15 protein-coding genes are annotated in these 15,251 nt (G+C 59.2%); 10 read left to right on the forward strand and 5 right to left on the reverse strand.

The window, feature by feature from the left end; translation table 11 throughout:
• Positions 1 to 3: 3 nt before the first annotated feature.
• The 3 genes from AB4X18_RS06825 to AB4X18_RS06835 all read right to left on the reverse strand — a co-directional run bounded on the left by AB4X18_RS06825 (position 4) and on the right by AB4X18_RS06835 (position 3,440).
• Positions 4 to 1,392: a TRAP transporter large permease gene (locus AB4X18_RS06825; RefSeq protein ID WP_370399378.1), complete on the reverse strand. Its 1,389-nt coding sequence runs from the start codon at positions 1,390 to 1,392 to the stop codon at positions 4 to 6.
• Positions 1,392 to 2,090 (reverse strand): TRAP transporter small permease, encoded by a 699-nt coding sequence (locus AB4X18_RS06830; protein WP_432817220.1) that lies wholly within the window; start codon positions 2,088 to 2,090, stop codon positions 1,392 to 1,394. Before AB4X18_RS06830 ends, AB4X18_RS06825 begins: the two co-directional genes overlap by 1 nt.
• Positions 2,091 to 2,207: 117 nt before the next feature.
• Complete coding sequence (locus tag AB4X18_RS06835) at positions 2,208 to 3,440, reverse strand: TRAP transporter substrate-binding protein (RefSeq protein ID WP_370399380.1); 1,233 nt, start codon at positions 3,438 to 3,440, stop codon at positions 2,208 to 2,210.
• Positions 3,441 to 3,559: 119 nt separating this feature from the next.
• On the opposite strand from AB4X18_RS06835, the gene AB4X18_RS06840 reads away from it, so the two are divergent.
• Positions 3,560 to 5,161 carry a GMC family oxidoreductase gene (locus AB4X18_RS06840; RefSeq protein ID WP_370399381.1) on the forward strand — a complete coding sequence of 534 codons (1,602 nt, stop codon included), beginning with the start codon at positions 3,560 to 3,562 and terminating at the stop codon, positions 5,159 to 5,161.
• On the opposite strand, the gene AB4X18_RS06845 is transcribed toward AB4X18_RS06840, so the two are convergent.
• Positions 5,162 to 5,869, reverse strand: coding sequence for an aspartate/glutamate racemase family protein (locus AB4X18_RS06845; protein ID WP_432817221.1), 708 nt, complete (start codon positions 5,867 to 5,869; stop codon positions 5,162 to 5,164).
• 101 nt (positions 5,870 to 5,970) lie between these two features.
• On the opposite strand from AB4X18_RS06845, the gene AB4X18_RS06850 reads away from it, so the two are divergent.
• The 9 genes from AB4X18_RS06850 (at position 5,971) to AB4X18_RS06890 (ending at position 14,271) form a co-directional block, all read left to right on the forward strand.
• Positions 5,971 to 7,278 carry an NAD(P)/FAD-dependent oxidoreductase gene (locus AB4X18_RS06850; protein ID WP_432817412.1) on the forward strand — a complete coding sequence of 436 codons (1,308 nt, stop codon included), beginning with the start codon at positions 5,971 to 5,973 and terminating at the stop codon, positions 7,276 to 7,278.
• 19 nt (positions 7,279 to 7,297) lie between these two features.
• Entirely contained in the window at positions 7,298 to 8,287 is a 990-nt protein-coding gene (locus tag AB4X18_RS06855; protein WP_370399384.1) for a TRAP transporter substrate-binding protein, read from the forward strand.
• Between the two features lie 126 nt (positions 8,288 to 8,413).
• A complete protein-coding gene (locus tag AB4X18_RS06860; protein ID WP_370399385.1) occupies positions 8,414 to 8,938 on the forward strand; it encodes a TRAP transporter small permease in 525 nt (174 codons plus the stop codon).
• A 4-nt stretch (positions 8,939 to 8,942) separates the two neighbouring features.
• On the forward strand, positions 8,943 to 10,253 hold the full coding sequence (locus AB4X18_RS06865; protein ID WP_370399386.1) for a TRAP transporter large permease: 1,311 nt from the start codon (positions 8,943 to 8,945) through the stop codon (positions 10,251 to 10,253).
• A gap of 9 nt (positions 10,254 to 10,262) precedes the next feature.
• Positions 10,263 to 11,201 (forward strand): hypothetical protein, encoded by a 939-nt coding sequence (locus tag AB4X18_RS06870; protein WP_370399387.1) that lies wholly within the window; start codon positions 10,263 to 10,265, stop codon positions 11,199 to 11,201.
• A complete protein-coding gene (locus AB4X18_RS06875; RefSeq protein ID WP_370399388.1) occupies positions 11,194 to 11,940 on the forward strand; it encodes a 5-oxoprolinase subunit B family protein in 747 nt (248 codons plus the stop codon). The genes AB4X18_RS06870 and AB4X18_RS06875 overlap by 8 nt, the downstream gene beginning before the upstream one ends.
• A complete protein-coding gene (locus tag AB4X18_RS06880; protein ID WP_370399389.1) occupies positions 11,937 to 12,959 on the forward strand; it encodes a biotin-dependent carboxyltransferase family protein in 1,023 nt (340 codons plus the stop codon). The genes AB4X18_RS06875 and AB4X18_RS06880 overlap by 4 nt, the downstream gene beginning before the upstream one ends.
• 4 nt (positions 12,960 to 12,963) lie before the next feature.
• Positions 12,964 to 13,743: a LamB/YcsF family protein gene (locus AB4X18_RS06885; protein WP_370399390.1), complete on the forward strand. Its 780-nt coding sequence runs from the start codon at positions 12,964 to 12,966 to the stop codon at positions 13,741 to 13,743.
• Positions 13,744 to 14,088: 345 nt separating this feature from the next.
• A complete protein-coding gene (locus tag AB4X18_RS06890) occupies positions 14,089 to 14,271 on the forward strand; it encodes a hypothetical protein (protein WP_370399391.1) in 183 nt (60 codons plus the stop codon).
• On the opposite strand, the gene speB is transcribed toward AB4X18_RS06890, so the two are convergent.
• Complete coding sequence (speB, locus tag AB4X18_RS06895) at positions 14,268 to 15,212, reverse strand: agmatinase (RefSeq protein WP_370399392.1); 945 nt, start codon at positions 15,210 to 15,212, stop codon at positions 14,268 to 14,270. The two genes, AB4X18_RS06890 and speB, sit on opposite strands and share 4 nt — an antisense overlap.
• Between the last annotated feature and the right edge of the window lie 39 nt (positions 15,213 to 15,251).

The raw sequence follows: 15,251 nt of genomic DNA on the forward strand, positions 1-15,251 counted from the left end.
ACCTCAATTCCCCCCACTAAGCAACTCATAAAGGCCACCGCCCGGCAACAGTGTCTGGGAGAGCGACGGGAAAAGCGCCACGCAAAACCAGACTGCGACAAGGGACACTAGGTAAAGGGTCGCATAGCGCAGTAAGCGGAAGTAGGGCACGCCGGTGACCCCCGAAGCCACATAGAGGTTCAGCCCGTAGGGTGGCGTGATGAATCCGATGGACGCACCGACAAGGAAGATCACCGCGAACTGCACCGGGTCAACGCCGACCGAATGCGCAATAGGCGCAAGGATGGGTGCCAGAATGATCGTAACGGGTAGCGATTCAAGGATCATCCCGGCCACGAACACAATCGCCATTGCGGTAAAGAGGACGGGGTAGTACCCGCCCATCCCCGTCACAAACCCGCCGATCACGGCCTGCGCTCCCAACAAAGACAGGATTTGTTGCATCACCACCGAAACCGCGATCAACGGTGCGAGGATGCCGGTGATCTGCGCCGACCGCACGACAATCGACGGGATATCCAGCGGGGTGAACCCCTCGACCACGACCATGGACGCCAGTGACTTTTCTTCAACCGGCGTGTCTGGCGTGCTGCCCATCAACCGGTTGAGCGGCCATGACACCACACCGACGATGATACAAAAGCCCACGGTAACTCCGGCAGCTTCGGTCGGAGAAAACTTGCCGGTATAGATACCCCAAAGTACCAGACCGATGGCAAAGAAACCAAGCCACGCGCCGACCGCCGTTTTGAACACGCGCCAGGGGCTTAGCGTTATCAGAAAACCCCATTTGTTGATGTAGCAGATGATAAAGCAGGCCGTCATCATGGCCAGCACCATCAAGGAACCTGGCACGATACCCGCGATGAACAGATCAGAGATCGGCAGGTTCATCAAAAACCCATAGACGATGAAGATGATTGAGGGCGGAATGATGATCCCGACCGTACCGCCCGCCGCCGCGGTCGCAGCTGAGAAACGTTCATCGTAGCCACCCTTGACCATCTCCGGATGAAGCATTGACCCGATAGTTGCCGTGGTCGCGGAATTCGAGCCGGAAATTGCCGCGAAAAGTCCACAGGCCCCGATGGACGCCATCGCCAGACCACCTCGCAGCCATCCCAGGCAGGCATAGGCGAAATCCGACAACCTGCGCGCGATGCCTGATCGGTTGATCAAATCCCCTGTCAGAATGAAAAGCGGCATTGCAAGCAGCGCAAAGCCCTTGTTGAAGACGTTCAGAAGCTCCGCGCCGGTATTGTCCAGCGTCAGTCCCATGACGAAGGAGCATCCGACGACCCAATAGAAGATGACCAGCAGGACCGGCACCCCCAGCATGAACAGCATCGTCACCCCAAGGGAGATAAGCGTGATCCACGTTCCATCGGTCATCACACGTCCCCCCCGATGACGGCTTGTTCGATCAACGTTTCACCCTTTCGGTAGCGCTGCAGGTCCTCGAACAAGTTTTCCCAGACCCGGCCCGCCATCAGGATGAAGGCGAAGGGCACAGTGATCAGGAACATCCACTGCATCAGGTTATCGGTGCCCAGAACGATCTGGAAATTATCGTAGCTGTTCACGGTAACCCGCGCGGTTGTGGTGACAACAATAATGCAGAACCCCATCCACAGGATTGCATCCATCCCAAGTGCGATGATCTGGCCAGTTGCGCCAAACTTCGTTCGAAATTCGTTGAAGCTCAGATGTGTCCGAAGGCGCACGTTGAAGGCGCATCCAAACCACGCCATGATCATGAACAACAGCGGTGGGATCGTTGTGGACCAGGCGGGCTGTCCCGCCCAGGCTTCGGGGAACCACCAGAAATTCGGACCGAACCGCTGCAGGACGCCTGCAAAAATGATCAAGGCGATCACAATGTAGGTATAAACGACAATCGACCGCTCCAGATGGCGGTCCAGAAAAGGCACCTTCTTGTAGATGTAGTAGACCAGCAAACCACCCAACAGGGTGATGGGCGTGAAAACCCACCAAGCCGCCGGCGACCGGTACGCCTGCACAACCGAAAAGTCGATATCACCCGCCAACGTCGATGTGACAATGGTCACCGCATCCGCCAAGGTTGACATGGCGCCCCTCCCTCATTCCATGCATCTCAATGCACCGCCCTCCTCGGCAGCGCAGACGATCAGGGGCGGCCGAATTCTCCGGCCGACCCCCCCTTCCCAAATCCTAGCGAAAAGGCTTTAGGCCTTCCACCAGCGGCGCGGTTCGACGTTTTCTGGCAGTGTATCCACCGGAATCTGACGCGCGATGTCATAGATTTCCTGATACGTATCCAGGCCACCGGACCAACCGTTCAGCCGCTCGCGCCACTGTTCCCAAAGCTGAGGCTGGAACTCGGGTGAGCACATTTCCTCGGCCATCTTGATCTGGTCGTCTGCAAGGAAGGCGTTGCGGACGTTGTTTTCCGCAAAGATGGTGCCCGGCAACTGCGGATCGGAATGGCCGACCGTCTTGACCAATGCCGCTTCGTTTGCAGCCTGAACATGCGTTTGCGCCCAATAGGCGGATTCCATCACCGCATCCTGCAACTCTCCACCGAGGCTGTCAAAAGCCGCCGCAGACATCGCGGTGTGCTCCGTTCCGCAGAAGAACTTCAGATCAACCGACTGCGAAACAACCGGCGACATGTTGGCATAGGCCACAGCCGACGCCCAGGTTTCCGCACCATCGATCAAGCCTTGCTTGAGGCCATCAAGGGTCTCTTCCCAGGCAACCGGAACCGGATTGAGGTTGAGCGCCTGCATGGCAATACGACCAAGCTGCGTCCCCGTCACGCGGTTCTTTGTGCCGAACAGTTCTTCCAGTTTTGTCACTGTCGGACGGTCTTCCCAGCCCAGACCCAACTGGATGCCACGCAATTCGCAATGGCTGAACAGGAATTTCAGACCGTGGCGTTTTTCGTAGGGCTCACGCAGCAGTTTCTGCGACTCAGGGGAATACAGGAAGTGATACTGCGCAGCACGCGACGGGAACATATACGCATAGTCCAGCACGTTCAGGTAAGGCGCACCACCGGCCGAGTTTTGCGTGGAGGCCGCATAGATATCAACGATGCCCTGCTGGGTCTTCTCAACGCAGGATGTCTGGCCACAAATCTGGTTGTCACCAATGAATTCGACGCGGATTTCACCGTCTGTGCGGCTTTCCAGATCGCGGGAAAATTCAAGTGCACCTGCACGTTCAATCAACAGGTTGCGCGCATTGAAACCGGCCGCACCGAACTTGAAAGTGAACTTCGGCTCCTTGGCAAAGCGCTTTTCATAGGTCGATTCCGCCGCCTTGGCGAGGTTGCCCAAGCTCATGGCGCCACCGAATGTGCCCGCTGCAAGCAGGGTTGAGCTCATCCCGTACTGCCCCGCAAGCCGGAACAAATCGCGACGCGATATCCCCTTCAGTTTCTCTTGTACCTTCATCGTGATTCCTCCCTTACGATGCAATGTCTCCAAAAATGAGACTTATGGTATCAAAAAACACTAGCTTGATTCCTGTCACCTGTATAGAATTTTCTGCAACGAGGGAGAGGACAGCGGAAATGAATGCGGACTTCATCATCGTCGGGGCGGGTTCCGCGGGCTGCGTTCTGGCCAATCGGCTCAGCGCTGATCCCGGCAACAAGGTGGTGCTGCTGGAGGCAGGCGGTCGGGACCTTAACCCCTGGATCCATATTCCGGTCGGCTATTTCAAAACCATTCACAATCCCAAGGTAGACTGGTGCTACAAGACAGAGCCGGATCCGGGCCTGAACGGACGTTCGATCGAATGGCCGCGCGGCAAGGTTCTGGGCGGGTCTTCATCGCTGAACGGATTGCTCTATGTGCGCGGCCAGCCGCAGGATTATGACCGCTGGCGGCAAATGGGAAATACCGGGTGGGGGTGGGAGGATATTCTGCCGCTGTTCAAGCGCGCAGAGCGTAACGAACGCGGTGCAGACGCCTATCACGGTGATAAGGGCCCCCTGTCAGTCTCGAACATGCGCATTCAGCGCCCGATCACCGACGCCTGGGTCGCCGCGGCACAGGCCGCGGGCTATCCGTTCAATCCGGATTACAATGGTGCCGATCAGGAGGGTGTGGGTTTTTTCCAACTCACCTCGCGCAACGGACGGCGGTGCAGTTCCGCTGTGGCCTATCTCAACCCGATCAAGAAGCGCGAGAACCTTCAGATCATCACCCACGCCCAAGTCGACAAGATCGACATCAAGCAGAACCGGGCAACCGGCGTGACCTACAGGGATCGCAGCGGACGCAGCCGGACAATCACTGCAAACCGGGAGGTCGTCTTGTGCGGCGGGGCCATCAATTCACCCCAATTGCTTATGGTTTCAGGTGTCGGAGAGGCCGCACAGCTTGGCGATCACGGCATTGAGGTCAAACAGGACCTTGCGGGTGTGGGAAAGAACCTGCAGGACCATCTTCAGGCCCGACTGGTCTACAAATGCAATGAACCCACGCTGAACGACGAAGTCAGCAGCTTGATGGGACAGGCTCGAATCGGGCTGAAGTACATGATGTTCCGATCAGGCCCAATGACAATGGCGGCCAGCCTCGCAACGGGTTTCATGAAAACGCGCGCTGATCTGGAAACCCCGGACATTCAATTCCACGTCCAGCCGTTGTCGGCCGAGAATCCCGGCAAGGGGGCCGACAAATTTTCGGCCTTTACCATGTCGGTCTGTCAGCTGCGCCCCGAAAGCAGGGGCGAAATCAGGCTGAACGACGCCAATCCCCGTACCTATCCAAAGATCATTCCGAACTACCTTTCGACCCAAGCGGATTGCCAGACCATCGTCAAAGGGGTGAACATTGCGCGCACCATTGCCCGCCACGCGCCGCTGACCTCGAAAATCTCGGAAGAGTTCCGCCCCCATTCAACGCTGGACATGAATGATTATGACGCGACGCTGGACTGGGCGCGCAATAACACCGCGTCGATCTATCACCCAACCGGCACCTGCAAGATGGGCAATGGCAAGGATGCCGTGGTGGATGCCCGGTTGCGCGTTCACGGTATCGCGGGACTGCGGGTGGCGGATTGTTCGATCATGCCCGAGATCGTATCGGGCAACACCAACGCGCCCGCCATCATGATCGGAGAGAAGGCGAGTGATCTGATCCTTGAAGACGCCCGCGCCTGATCATCGTCGGAAAGGTGGCAAACCCGCTTCGAACCACGTCAGATATGTCAGGATGGTATAGACCGGCAGTCCCGTGGCAGAGGCGATGTCAGCGGCATAGGGCGGCATGTTTGTGCATTCCAGCACCAGCGCGCTGATATCCGGCTGATCCTTCACGAACTGCGCTGCCGCCGCGACCATTTCGGACCGGGCGCGTGCGATGTCCAGATGGTTATGATTACCCAGAATGGCATCGGCGAAATGGCTGCCATCCATCCCGGCAATCAACGTATCCTCGGGCGCACCCGCGGCCTTCAGGTGCTCCGCTGACAGGCTTTCAGCGGAGATCGTCAGCACGCCCACCTTCTTTTCAGGCGCAAGCATCGCTTTGATCTGCGCCACTTGTTCCAGCGCCGATGCGGCGACAGGCACGCCCAGCGCATCGGTCAACGCAGCCCGCTGTAGCGAGAGAAACCCGCAGGTTGTCGCGATCCCGGTGCAGCCCTGCGCAATCAGGTCACGGCCGACAGCGATGAACGCGGCAACGAACGGACCCTGATCACCGCGCACAATGGCGGTCGGCGTTGCGCCAGTAACAACATGGTACCGAACGTCGAACGAAAAACTGGTGGGATTTCCGACGTCCCCCAGCACGCGCGGGAAAGCCGTATCCAACATCAGGATGCCCAGTTTTGCACCGCTTTTCTTCATGCGACGTAGATCCTTCATGACCCCCACTTCATGCCGGGCTGCCGTGCGTGGCGCAAGGTCAGCGCGTATCAATGACAAATTACAAACATTTTGTTGATGTTTTACGCATTCATGCAATGATGCCGCTGAATGGGGAGATTCGCATCCATGTCTGCACCGGCAGAAGGCCAGATAACATGACCCGCCATGTCGTTGTCGTTGGTGCGGGTATTGTGGGGGTTTCCTCCGCGATCTGGCTGCGCCGCGCAGGCCTGGATGTCACCATCGTGGACCGACTTGCCCCCGGAACCGGGACATCGCATGGAAATGCTGGCGTGCTGGCGGCCTGTGCGATGGTGCCCGTCACCGCACCGGGCATGATCCGCAAGGCGCCCGGCATGCTGATGAACCCGGACTTCCCCCTGTTTCTGCGATGGTCCTATCTGCCACGACTGATGCCATGGCTAATACGTTACGTCAGCCATGCCAACGATACCGACACCCGCCGCATTGCGCGCGATCTGACGCCAATCGTCAGCGACAGTGTCGAACAGCACAAGAGCCTTTGCACGGATTTGGGGCTGGGCGACTGGGTCACCGACAGTGACTATTGCTTTGCCTACCGCGACCGCGCCGCGTTCGAGAGCGAAAGCTACACATGGGAGTTGCGCAAGCAGGCGGGGTTCACCCCTACCCTGCTCGACGGTGGCGAAATGCGCGAATATGAACCCAACCTTGGCCCTGACATCACCTGCCTTGCGGTCATGAAAAACCACGGCTTCATCCGCAGCCCCGGGGGTTACGTGCAGGCCCTGGCACAAGCTTTCGAGGGGATGGGCGGCAAGATCATTACCGCCGACGTCAAGGATATCACCCTGGCCGACGACACGGTGACTGGCGTTGAGACGACACAAGGCACCATTGCATGCGATGAACTGGTTCTGGCCACTGGCGTCTGGTCAAAACCGCTGATGCAAAAGCTGGGCATCAACGTGCCGCTGGAGGCGGAGCGCGGATATCATGTCGTGTTCGAAGATGCGACCGGCGGACCGTCTCGTCCGACGATGGTCGCCAGTGGCAAATTCGTGGCCACGCCGATGGAGCAGGGGCTGCGCTGCGCCGGGATCGTGGAATTTGGCGGGCTGGAAGCCGGGCCATCAAAAGCGCCGCTTGCCCTGCTGCGGCGTCAGGTCCACGAAGCCTTTCCAAACCTGCAAGCCAAGAACGAAATCGAATGGCTGGGACACCGACCCGCCCCCAGCGATAGCCTGCCCCTGATCGGGCAGATCGGCGAAAGCCGGGTCTATACGGCCTTCGGGCACCACCATATCGGGTTGACGGGCGGGCCGAAAACGGGCCGCCTGATCGCCGGATTGATCGCGGGGCAAGGGATCAACACCGATCTTGCCCCCTATCACCCACAGCGGTTCACGAACCGCAAAGCATAAACCAACAGGGAGACAACCAATGAAACTGACAACGAAACTGATGACCGGCGTGGCAAGCGCCGCCGTAGCAATGACAGCCGCACTGCCCGCGGTCGCGGCAGAGAAATGGGACATGCCGATGGCCTATTCCGCGTCCAACTTCCATTCTGAGAATGGCGTGACTTTCGCGGAATGCGTCACCAAAGGCACGCAGGGCGATATCGAAATCACCGTCCACCCCGGTGGCTCACTTTTTGCAGGCGCAGACATCAAACGCGCGATCCAGACCGGTCAGGTCCAGATCGGGGAGCGTCTGCTGTCTGGCCACCAGAATGAAAACGCGCTCTTTGGCTTCGATTCCGTCCCTTTCCTGGCCCCATCGTTCGACGACAGCGCAAATCTGTTCGAAGCGGCCAAACCAGCCATCGAAAAGGTCCTGGATGAGCAGAACCTCGTGATGCTCTATGCCGTGCCATGGCCGCCACAGGGTCTGTACTTCAAGAAGGAAGTGAACAGCGTCGCGGATATGGAAGGGATCAAGTTCCGGTCCTACAACAACGCGACCAGCCGTCTGGCGGAACTGACCGGCATGCTGCCCGTCACCATCGAAGCCGCCGAGATCAGCCAGGCCTTCGCAACGGGTGTAGCGGAATCAATGATCTCATCCGGGGCGACGGGCTATGACCGCAAGGTCTGGGAAAGCCTGACGCATTTCTACGAGGTCGACGCCTGGCTGCCTTACAACTACGTCATGGTGAACAAGGGCGTCTGGGAAGGCACTTCAGACGCACACAAAGGCATCATCACAAGCTGCGCAGGCGAAGCGCAGGAGCGCGGGTTGCAGGCGTCCAAGGACTACACCCAATTTACCATGGACGGGCTGGCCGAAGGCGGCATGACCGTCGGTCCGGCGGGTGACGAACTGATGTCCGGTCTGCGCAGCGTGGGTGAGACCATGACCGCTGAATGGCTCGAAGCGGCGGGCGAAGAAGGCAAGGCAATCGTCGATGCCTTCAAGGCGATGGAATAATCCTGATAGGGCGAGGCCGTTTGAGCGGCCTCACCCACACGCATCGCGCAGATGTGTCGCGCGCCATGCCTTACCATCAATTGATGCGGGTCAGTTGACCCAACCGCTCTGAAGAAAGGGCTTCTCATGACGCTCATCCGCAGGTCACTCGATTTTCTGTATGCGGCCTCCGGCGTATTGGCCGCGCTGTGTCTAATCGCCATCCTTGGCCTGATCGTCGCGCAGATGGTGGCACGCTGGACCGGAGAAATCTTTCCCGGTGCGGCCAATTACGCGGGCTATGCCATGGCCGCCGCCAGTTTCCTTGCCTTCGCAAATGCGCTTAATCACAGCGCACACATCCGAGTGTCGATCCTGTTGAACGCAGTCCAAAGCGGGCCGAAACGGCTGCTTGAAATCTGGTGTTTCGGCCTTGGCGCCCTGATCGCGTGGTATTTCACCTATTACGCCTATTGGTTTGTTTACTGGTCCTGGAAGTTTAACGAGATCAGCCAAGCGCAGGACGCCATCAAGCTCTGGATACCTCAATCTGTCATGGTCGTCGGGGGCGCGATCCTTGCCATTGCGCTGACAGATAACCTGCTTTCCGTCCTGTTCAGGGGGCACCACCGCATGACGCGTGCGTCCCTCGACGAAAACATGGCGGAGTAGGATCATGACCGAACTTTATGCCATCATCCTTTTCCTTTTCGTCCTTTTCTTTCTTCTGGGAACCGGCGTCTGGGTTGGCCTGGCCTTGATGGGCGTCGCCTGGGTCGGGATGGAATTGTTCACCACCCGTCCGGTCGGGGACACGATGATCACGACGATCTGGGCTTCATCCTCATCCTGGACATTGACCGCGCTGCCGCTGTTCATCTGGATGGGCGAAATTCTTTATCGCACGAGATTATCTGAGGACATGTTCAAGGGCCTTTCGCCGTGGCTCGCGCGTCTGCCAGGGGGGCTGGTGCATACCAACATCGTGTCCTGCACTGTCTTTGCTGCTGTCTCCGGGTCTTCGGCGGCGACGCTGACGACCGTCGGCAAGATGGCCATTCCCGAACTGCGCGCGCGCAAGTACCCCGAAAAGATGGTAATCGGCACGCTGGCCGGTGCGGCCACACTTGGCCTGATGATCCCCCCATCGCTGGCGCTGATCGTCTACGGCGTGACCGTTAACGAAAGCATCACCAAGCTGTTTTTTGCCGGCGTGTTTCCCGGCCTCGTGCTCGCAGGCATGTTCATGGCCTATGTCGCGATCACCAGCTTTGTCTCAAAGGACTGGAACCCGACAGACGAACGCGGGATGAGCTTTTCAGAAAAGCTGGCAAATTCGCGGTTCCTGATACCGGTCTTCGCCTTGATCACTGTGGTGATCGGATCGATGTACGCAGGGCTGGCCACAGCCACCGAAGCCGCCGCGATCGGTGTCATCGGTGCGCTGGTCTTGGCATCGCTGCAAGGCTCCCTGACATGGGACAGTTTTCGTACCAGCCTGATGGGCGCCATGCGCACCTCCGCCATGATTGCGCTTATCCTTGCGGGGGCCGCTTTTCTGAAGCTGTCCATGGGGTTCACGGGCCTGCCCCGGTCGCTGGCCGACGGAATCGCAGCGATGGAGTTGTCCCGCTTCCAGCTTTTGATGGCGCTGCTGGTCTTCTACATCGTCCTTGGCATGTTCCTTGATGGCATTTCAGCCATCGTGCTGACGATGGCCGTGGTGGAGCCCATGGTGCGCGGCGCGGGGATCGACCTGATCTGGTTTGGCATCTTCGTGGTTGTCGTCATCGAGATGGCGCAGATCACGCCGCCCATCGGGTTCAACCTGTTCGTGCTGCAAGGCATGACCAATCACGAAATGGGGTACATCACCCGTGCCGCACTGCCGATGTTCGCCATCATGGTGCTGATGGTCTTTGTCCTGATCTGGTTCCCGGAGATTGCCACATGGTTGCCCGACAACATGCGCAATTCGCCTACGTAGAGGTGCGCGATGCTGCACCGCATACTCTGGGCGATATCGACCCATGCGCGCGCCTGTCTGGTCGTTGGGCTGATTGGCGGGCTTGCACTGCCCAGCCTTGCGGCGGCGATGGTGCCATGGTTGCCGCACATGGTGGCGCTGCTGCTGGTGACAACCGCGCTTCGGGTCGGGCACCGCGAGGCGCTGGGCGCCATTGGCGATCTGCGCTGGGGTCTGGCCGTCATCGTGGCCTTGCAGATGGTGGTGCCGCTGATCTTGCTGGGCCTGCTGCATCTGGCCGGTCTCAGCGACACGCCCGCGGCCCTTGCTGTTGTGCTGACATCTGCCGCGCCCGCGATAACCGGCAGCGTCAATCTTGCGCTGATCATGCGGCTGGACGCTGGACGGATGATGCAGATTCTCGTGCTCGGCACGGCCGCCTTTCCGGTAACCGTCCTGCCGGTGCTTTGGGCGATGCCGCAACTGGGCGCAGCAGGCGATATCCTTGGTGCCGCGCTCAGCTTGCTGGCAGTAATTGCCCTTGCGACCGTCGTGGGATTCACGCTGCGCGCGCGCGTCTTTCCCGACCCGTCGCCGGGGCAGATCAAGGCGCTGGACGGGCTGTCAGTCCTCGCCTTTTGCATCATCGTCGTGGGGCTGATGGCGGCGCTCAACCCCGCCCTACGCGCCGATCCCCGGGTCGTGCTGAACTGGGCACTGCTGGCCTTTGCCATTGGCTATGGTCTTCAACTACTTGCCCTGATGGTGCTGCGCCGCAGCCCGTTGCGACCCTTCGCCGGACCCATCGCGCTGGCTGCTGGAAACCGCAATGTGGCGATCTTTCTGGTGGCCCTGCCCGCCGACATTCTTGCCCCGTTGATGATCTTCATCGGCTGCTGGCAACTGCCCATGTACCTCACACCGGTACTGATGCCGAAACTCTATGCAAGGGCCTTGCGCCATGACTGAGAAAAGCAAGCGACCGCTGATCCGGACCGTGGGATTGTCAGGTATCCTGATCACATTCGCCGAACGCATGAATGAATCGGCCAACCGCGCTGCCCTTGCCTTTCGCGCAGCAGTCGATGCCGAACACTGGCCCGAAGTGCGGGAAACCAGCACGTCGCTTGTCTCCACGTTTCTGGAAATCGATCTTGCCATCACACCGATCGACGCCATCACAGAGCGCATCGAAGACCTGTTGTCGCAGCAGGACTGGACCAGTGCGCCCCTCCCCGCTGGCAGGACCCTGTGGCATGTCCCCACGGTCTATGGCACCGACCTTGCCCCGCAACTGGAAGAAGCCGCTGCGGTGGCCGGTGTCGACCCCGACGCCGCCATCGCGGAAATCTCCACCTCGCGGGTGCGGGTGCTTACTATCGGTTTTGCCCCCGGGCAGCCCTACATGGGGGAGCTTAGTGAGACCTGGAACATCCCCCGCCAGGAAGGGCTGACCAAATCCGTCCCACGCGGTGCGCTCGTGATTGCGATCCGCCAGTTGATCACCTTTACCAACGCCTCTCCCACCGGATGGCGCCACATCGGTCAGACAGCGTTCGAGAATTTCCGCCCCGGCACGCCGAACCCCTTTGCACTTGCACCGGGGGATGAGCTTGTCTTCCCCAGCATCACACCACAGGAATTCGACAGGATAAGCCGCAAGGACACCTCCGGCAACGGCGGCGCGACGCATGAGGTCCTCGCATGAGTGCAACGCTGGAGATCGTGCAAACCGGCGCGGCGCTGAGCGTACAGGACCTTGGCCGCCACGGGTTTCGCGCGCAAGGCCTGACCGTTGCAGGGGCCATGGACACAGATGCCCTGTTTGAGGGTGCCGCCTTGCTTGGACAAGCCGCCAGTTGCGCCGCAATCGAGATGGCGGGTTCGGGCGGTAGTTTTCGTTCTGACGCGGATGTGCGTATCGCCCTCACGGGGGCCACCATGGCGGCCAACATCGACGGATCACCGCTTGTCTGGAACGCCAGTCATCTGTTGCCTGCAGGTGCGACGCTCAGCATCGGGGGTGCACGAAATGGCAGCTATGGATACCTCCATGTCGGCGGCGGCATTGACACGCCGCTGGTGATGGGCGCCCGCGCAGCACATCTGCGCGCTGGCGTCGGCAACACCCTTCAGACCGGTGACCGACTGCCCCTTGGTGCCGACAAGGGCGGGGAGACATCCCAGGCGATATCCCCTCAGAACCGACTTGATGGGGGCGCAATCCGCGTCGTTGCATCCATGCAAACGGAAGCCTTTTCAGTGGAAACCCGCGAACGCTTTACGCAAACCACTTTCCGTCGTGACCCGCGCGGTGACCGCATGGGCCTGCGGATGGACCACGACGGCGAAGGTTTCAGCACCGGTGCGCAACTCAGCATCGTATCGGAAGTTGTCGTGCCGGGTGACATTCAGATCGCGGGCGACGGCGCCCCTTTCGTGCTCATGTATGAATGCCAGACGACCGGCGGCTATCCCCGGATTGGTACAGTCATCCCCTGTGACCTGCCTCGTATGGCCCAGACCCAGCCAGGAACCGCTGTCCACTTCACCTACGTCAAAATGGATGAAGCCGTCGCGCTGCAACAACGTCATCAACAGTATTTGACCACCCTGCGCAGCCGCGTTACCCCGCTGATCCGCGACCCCGCGACGATCCGGGATCTGCTGGCTTATCAAATGGTCAGCGGCGCCATTTCCGCAACCGCCAATCCGTTCGAGGAGTAAACCCATGCCAACCGTCGATCTGAATGCAGATATGGGCGAAAGCTTTGGTCCTTGGACCATGGGCGACGATACCAGCCTTCTGAAAATCGTAACGTCCGCGAATATCGCCTGTGGTGGCCATGCGGGAGATGCAGATGTCATGGCCCAGACCATGCGCATTGCACATGAAAATGGCGTTGGCATCGGAGCCCATCCGGGCTTCATGGATCTTGCCGGATTTGGTCGCAATCGCATGTCGGTACCCCGCGCGACATTGCAGAACCAGGTAAGGTATCAGGTTGCGGCCAGTGTCGGCATGGCCCGCAGCCAAGGCGCAACGGTGCGCCACCTGAAACTGCATGGTGCATTGGCCAACATGGCGTCAGAGGACGAAAAACTCGCGCACGACCTTTATCAGGCCGCGCTTGGCGTATCACCTGATCTGATCATCATGGTGCTGGCCGCGACCGCACAGGAAGACGCCGTGCGTGCCCTTGGATGCCGCTGGGCCGGAGAGATCTTCGCCGACCGGGCCTACAACGACGATGCAACATTGGTGGACCGCTCCAAACCCGGCGCAGTCATACATGACGCCGATCTTGCTGGCCGCCGCATGGTCGAGATGGTGCAAGCCGGTGCAATCCTGACCGAAGGTGGCAAGAAGATAGAAACACAGATCGATACCATCTGCCTGCATGGTGACACCGCCGAAGCCGTGGCGATTGCCGCTTCGGTCCGCAGTCAACTCGAAAAGGCCGGTATCATACTGAAAACGTTCGAAGGTCGGCGTAGCCAGGCAGATTGAGCGCCAACGTGATTCTCAGGTTGGAGCGGAAGTCGGACCATAAGCCTGATCCGTTGGCGCAAAAAGATCACACTAATCGCTACGATATCGGCACAATACCGGCCAGTTTCCTTCTTAATTTCCAATTCGCAAACAATCAGCCGCGAAAACCGGCCAAAATCGGCGCATCGTTTCCAATGCGATAGGTAAAAAAATCACCCATTGGAGGAAGATGCATGTTCCCGAACCCGATTAAAATCGGTCAATTGAGCGGAAGATGCCGAAGAAGGAATACTCTGCCTTAGGCAAGAGAGCCCGACAACAGCGGACAGAAGTCCGTGGGTTCAGGCAGATTAGGACGACAGAATGTTACCTTTGGGCGGTATCTTCAACGATCTCTCCGGCGATTTTCCGGAATTGCGTGCGGCGCGCCGCGCCCGACGAGAGTATCTGGCTTGCCTTGCGCTGGCGATCCTGCTGCCTGCCGTGCTGTTCATCATCTTCGCGCTAACCAACACGCCAACCCCTCCGCCCGTCGTCGGCCCCTAGCGTTGCGCCATGACGCGCCCCATCAAATTCAGCAACACCTGCGCCGCCAGAATCGCCGTGGTGCCACTATGATCGTAGTCTGGCGCGACCTCGACAAGATCAATGCCTACAACCCGGCCGCGCTTGCATAGCCCGTCCAGCAGTTCCAGAACATCGTAGTACAGAAACCCGCCATGGCTCGGCGTACCTGTTCCCGGCGCGATAGACGGGTCAAATCCATCAATATCAATCGTGATATAGTAATCGACGCCTGCAGGGATACGCTCCAGAACGCTTTCCACCCCCAGTTTGCGGATTTGCCGCACTGACAGAATATCCGACCCCATCCGCCGCGCGTCATCGTATCCTTCCTTCGCGGTGGAACTAACGTTTCGAATACCAAGCTGCGTCAGGCCGGTAACATGTTCCTTCTCGGCAGCGCGGCGCATCGGATTGCCGTGACCAAAACGTACGCCATGCCGTTCATCGACGAAATCAAGATGCGCATCGAACTGCACCAAATGGATCGGACCATGGTCCGCAAACGCGTTTATGCAGGGGATGTTGATCGAATGGTCGCCCCCCAAAACAACCGGAAGCGCACCTGCCTTCAGGATCGCGCGCACACCTGTTTCAATATTGGCATGGCTTCCCATCGTGTCGGTGTGCACGATGTCCGCGTCCCCGATATCCACCATGCGCACACCCTCAAGATAGGTGGTGTCATCCTCATGGTCATAGGCACCGCCATGGCCAAAGGCGAAAAGCGTGCTTGCCTCCCGTATGGAACGCGGACCAAAACGCGCGCCGGACCGCCATTGCGTGCCAAAGTCGTAAGGGGCCCCAAGAACCGCAATATCGGCGTCAATCGCCGACCAGTCCGGTTGGTAGGGTGACTTGGCAAAGGTGGAAATGCCGACAAACGGCAGGTTCAGACGTCCGGTGTCATAGGTATGGGCCATGGGGTCCTGCGCAGTTGTGTCAGTTTCTGCAGCATTCCT

This window comes from Sulfitobacter rhodophyticola, assembly GCF_041281685.2.
GTDB lineage: Bacteria > Pseudomonadota > Alphaproteobacteria > Rhodobacterales > Rhodobacteraceae > Sulfitobacter.

What these genes read in the sequence shown, in the direction of transcription:
- AB4X18_RS06885 (WP_370399390.1), top strand. Translation starts at nt 12,964, where the DNA reads ATGCCAACCGTCGATCTGAATGCAGATATGGGCGAAAGCTTTGGTCCT.
- AB4X18_RS06840 (WP_370399381.1), top strand. Translation starts at nt 3,560, where the DNA reads ATGAATGCGGACTTCATCATCGTCGGGGCGGGTTCCGCGGGCTGCGTT.
- speB (WP_370399392.1), bottom strand. Translation starts at nt 15,212, where the DNA reads ATGGCCCATACCTATGACACCGGACGTCTGAACCTGCCGTTTGTCGGC.
- AB4X18_RS06875 (WP_370399388.1), top strand. Translation starts at nt 11,194, where the DNA reads ATGACTGAGAAAAGCAAGCGACCGCTGATCCGGACCGTGGGATTGTCA.
- AB4X18_RS06890 (WP_370399391.1), top strand. Translation starts at nt 14,089, where the DNA reads ATGTTACCTTTGGGCGGTATCTTCAACGATCTCTCCGGCGATTTTCCG.
- AB4X18_RS06865 (WP_370399386.1), top strand. Translation starts at nt 8,943, where the DNA reads ATGACCGAACTTTATGCCATCATCCTTTTCCTTTTCGTCCTTTTCTTT.
- AB4X18_RS06850 (WP_432817412.1), top strand. Translation starts at nt 5,971, where the DNA reads ATGCCGCTGAATGGGGAGATTCGCATCCATGTCTGCACCGGCAGAAGG.
- AB4X18_RS06880 (WP_370399389.1), top strand. Translation starts at nt 11,937, where the DNA reads ATGAGTGCAACGCTGGAGATCGTGCAAACCGGCGCGGCGCTGAGCGTA.
- AB4X18_RS06870 (WP_370399387.1), top strand. Translation starts at nt 10,263, where the DNA reads ATGCTGCACCGCATACTCTGGGCGATATCGACCCATGCGCGCGCCTGT.
- AB4X18_RS06825 (WP_370399378.1), bottom strand. Translation starts at nt 1,392, where the DNA reads ATGACCGATGGAACGTGGATCACGCTTATCTCCCTTGGGGTGACGATG.
- AB4X18_RS06845 (WP_432817221.1), bottom strand. Translation starts at nt 5,869, where the DNA reads ATGAAGGATCTACGTCGCATGAAGAAAAGCGGTGCAAAACTGGGCATC.
- AB4X18_RS06835 (WP_370399380.1), bottom strand. Translation starts at nt 3,440, where the DNA reads ATGAAGGTACAAGAGAAACTGAAGGGGATATCGCGTCGCGATTTGTTC.
- AB4X18_RS06830 (WP_432817220.1), bottom strand. Translation starts at nt 2,090, where the DNA reads ATGTCAACCTTGGCGGATGCGGTGACCATTGTCACATCGACGTTGGCG.
- AB4X18_RS06855 (WP_370399384.1), top strand. Translation starts at nt 7,298, where the DNA reads ATGAAACTGACAACGAAACTGATGACCGGCGTGGCAAGCGCCGCCGTA.
- AB4X18_RS06860 (WP_370399385.1), top strand. Translation starts at nt 8,414, where the DNA reads ATGACGCTCATCCGCAGGTCACTCGATTTTCTGTATGCGGCCTCCGGC.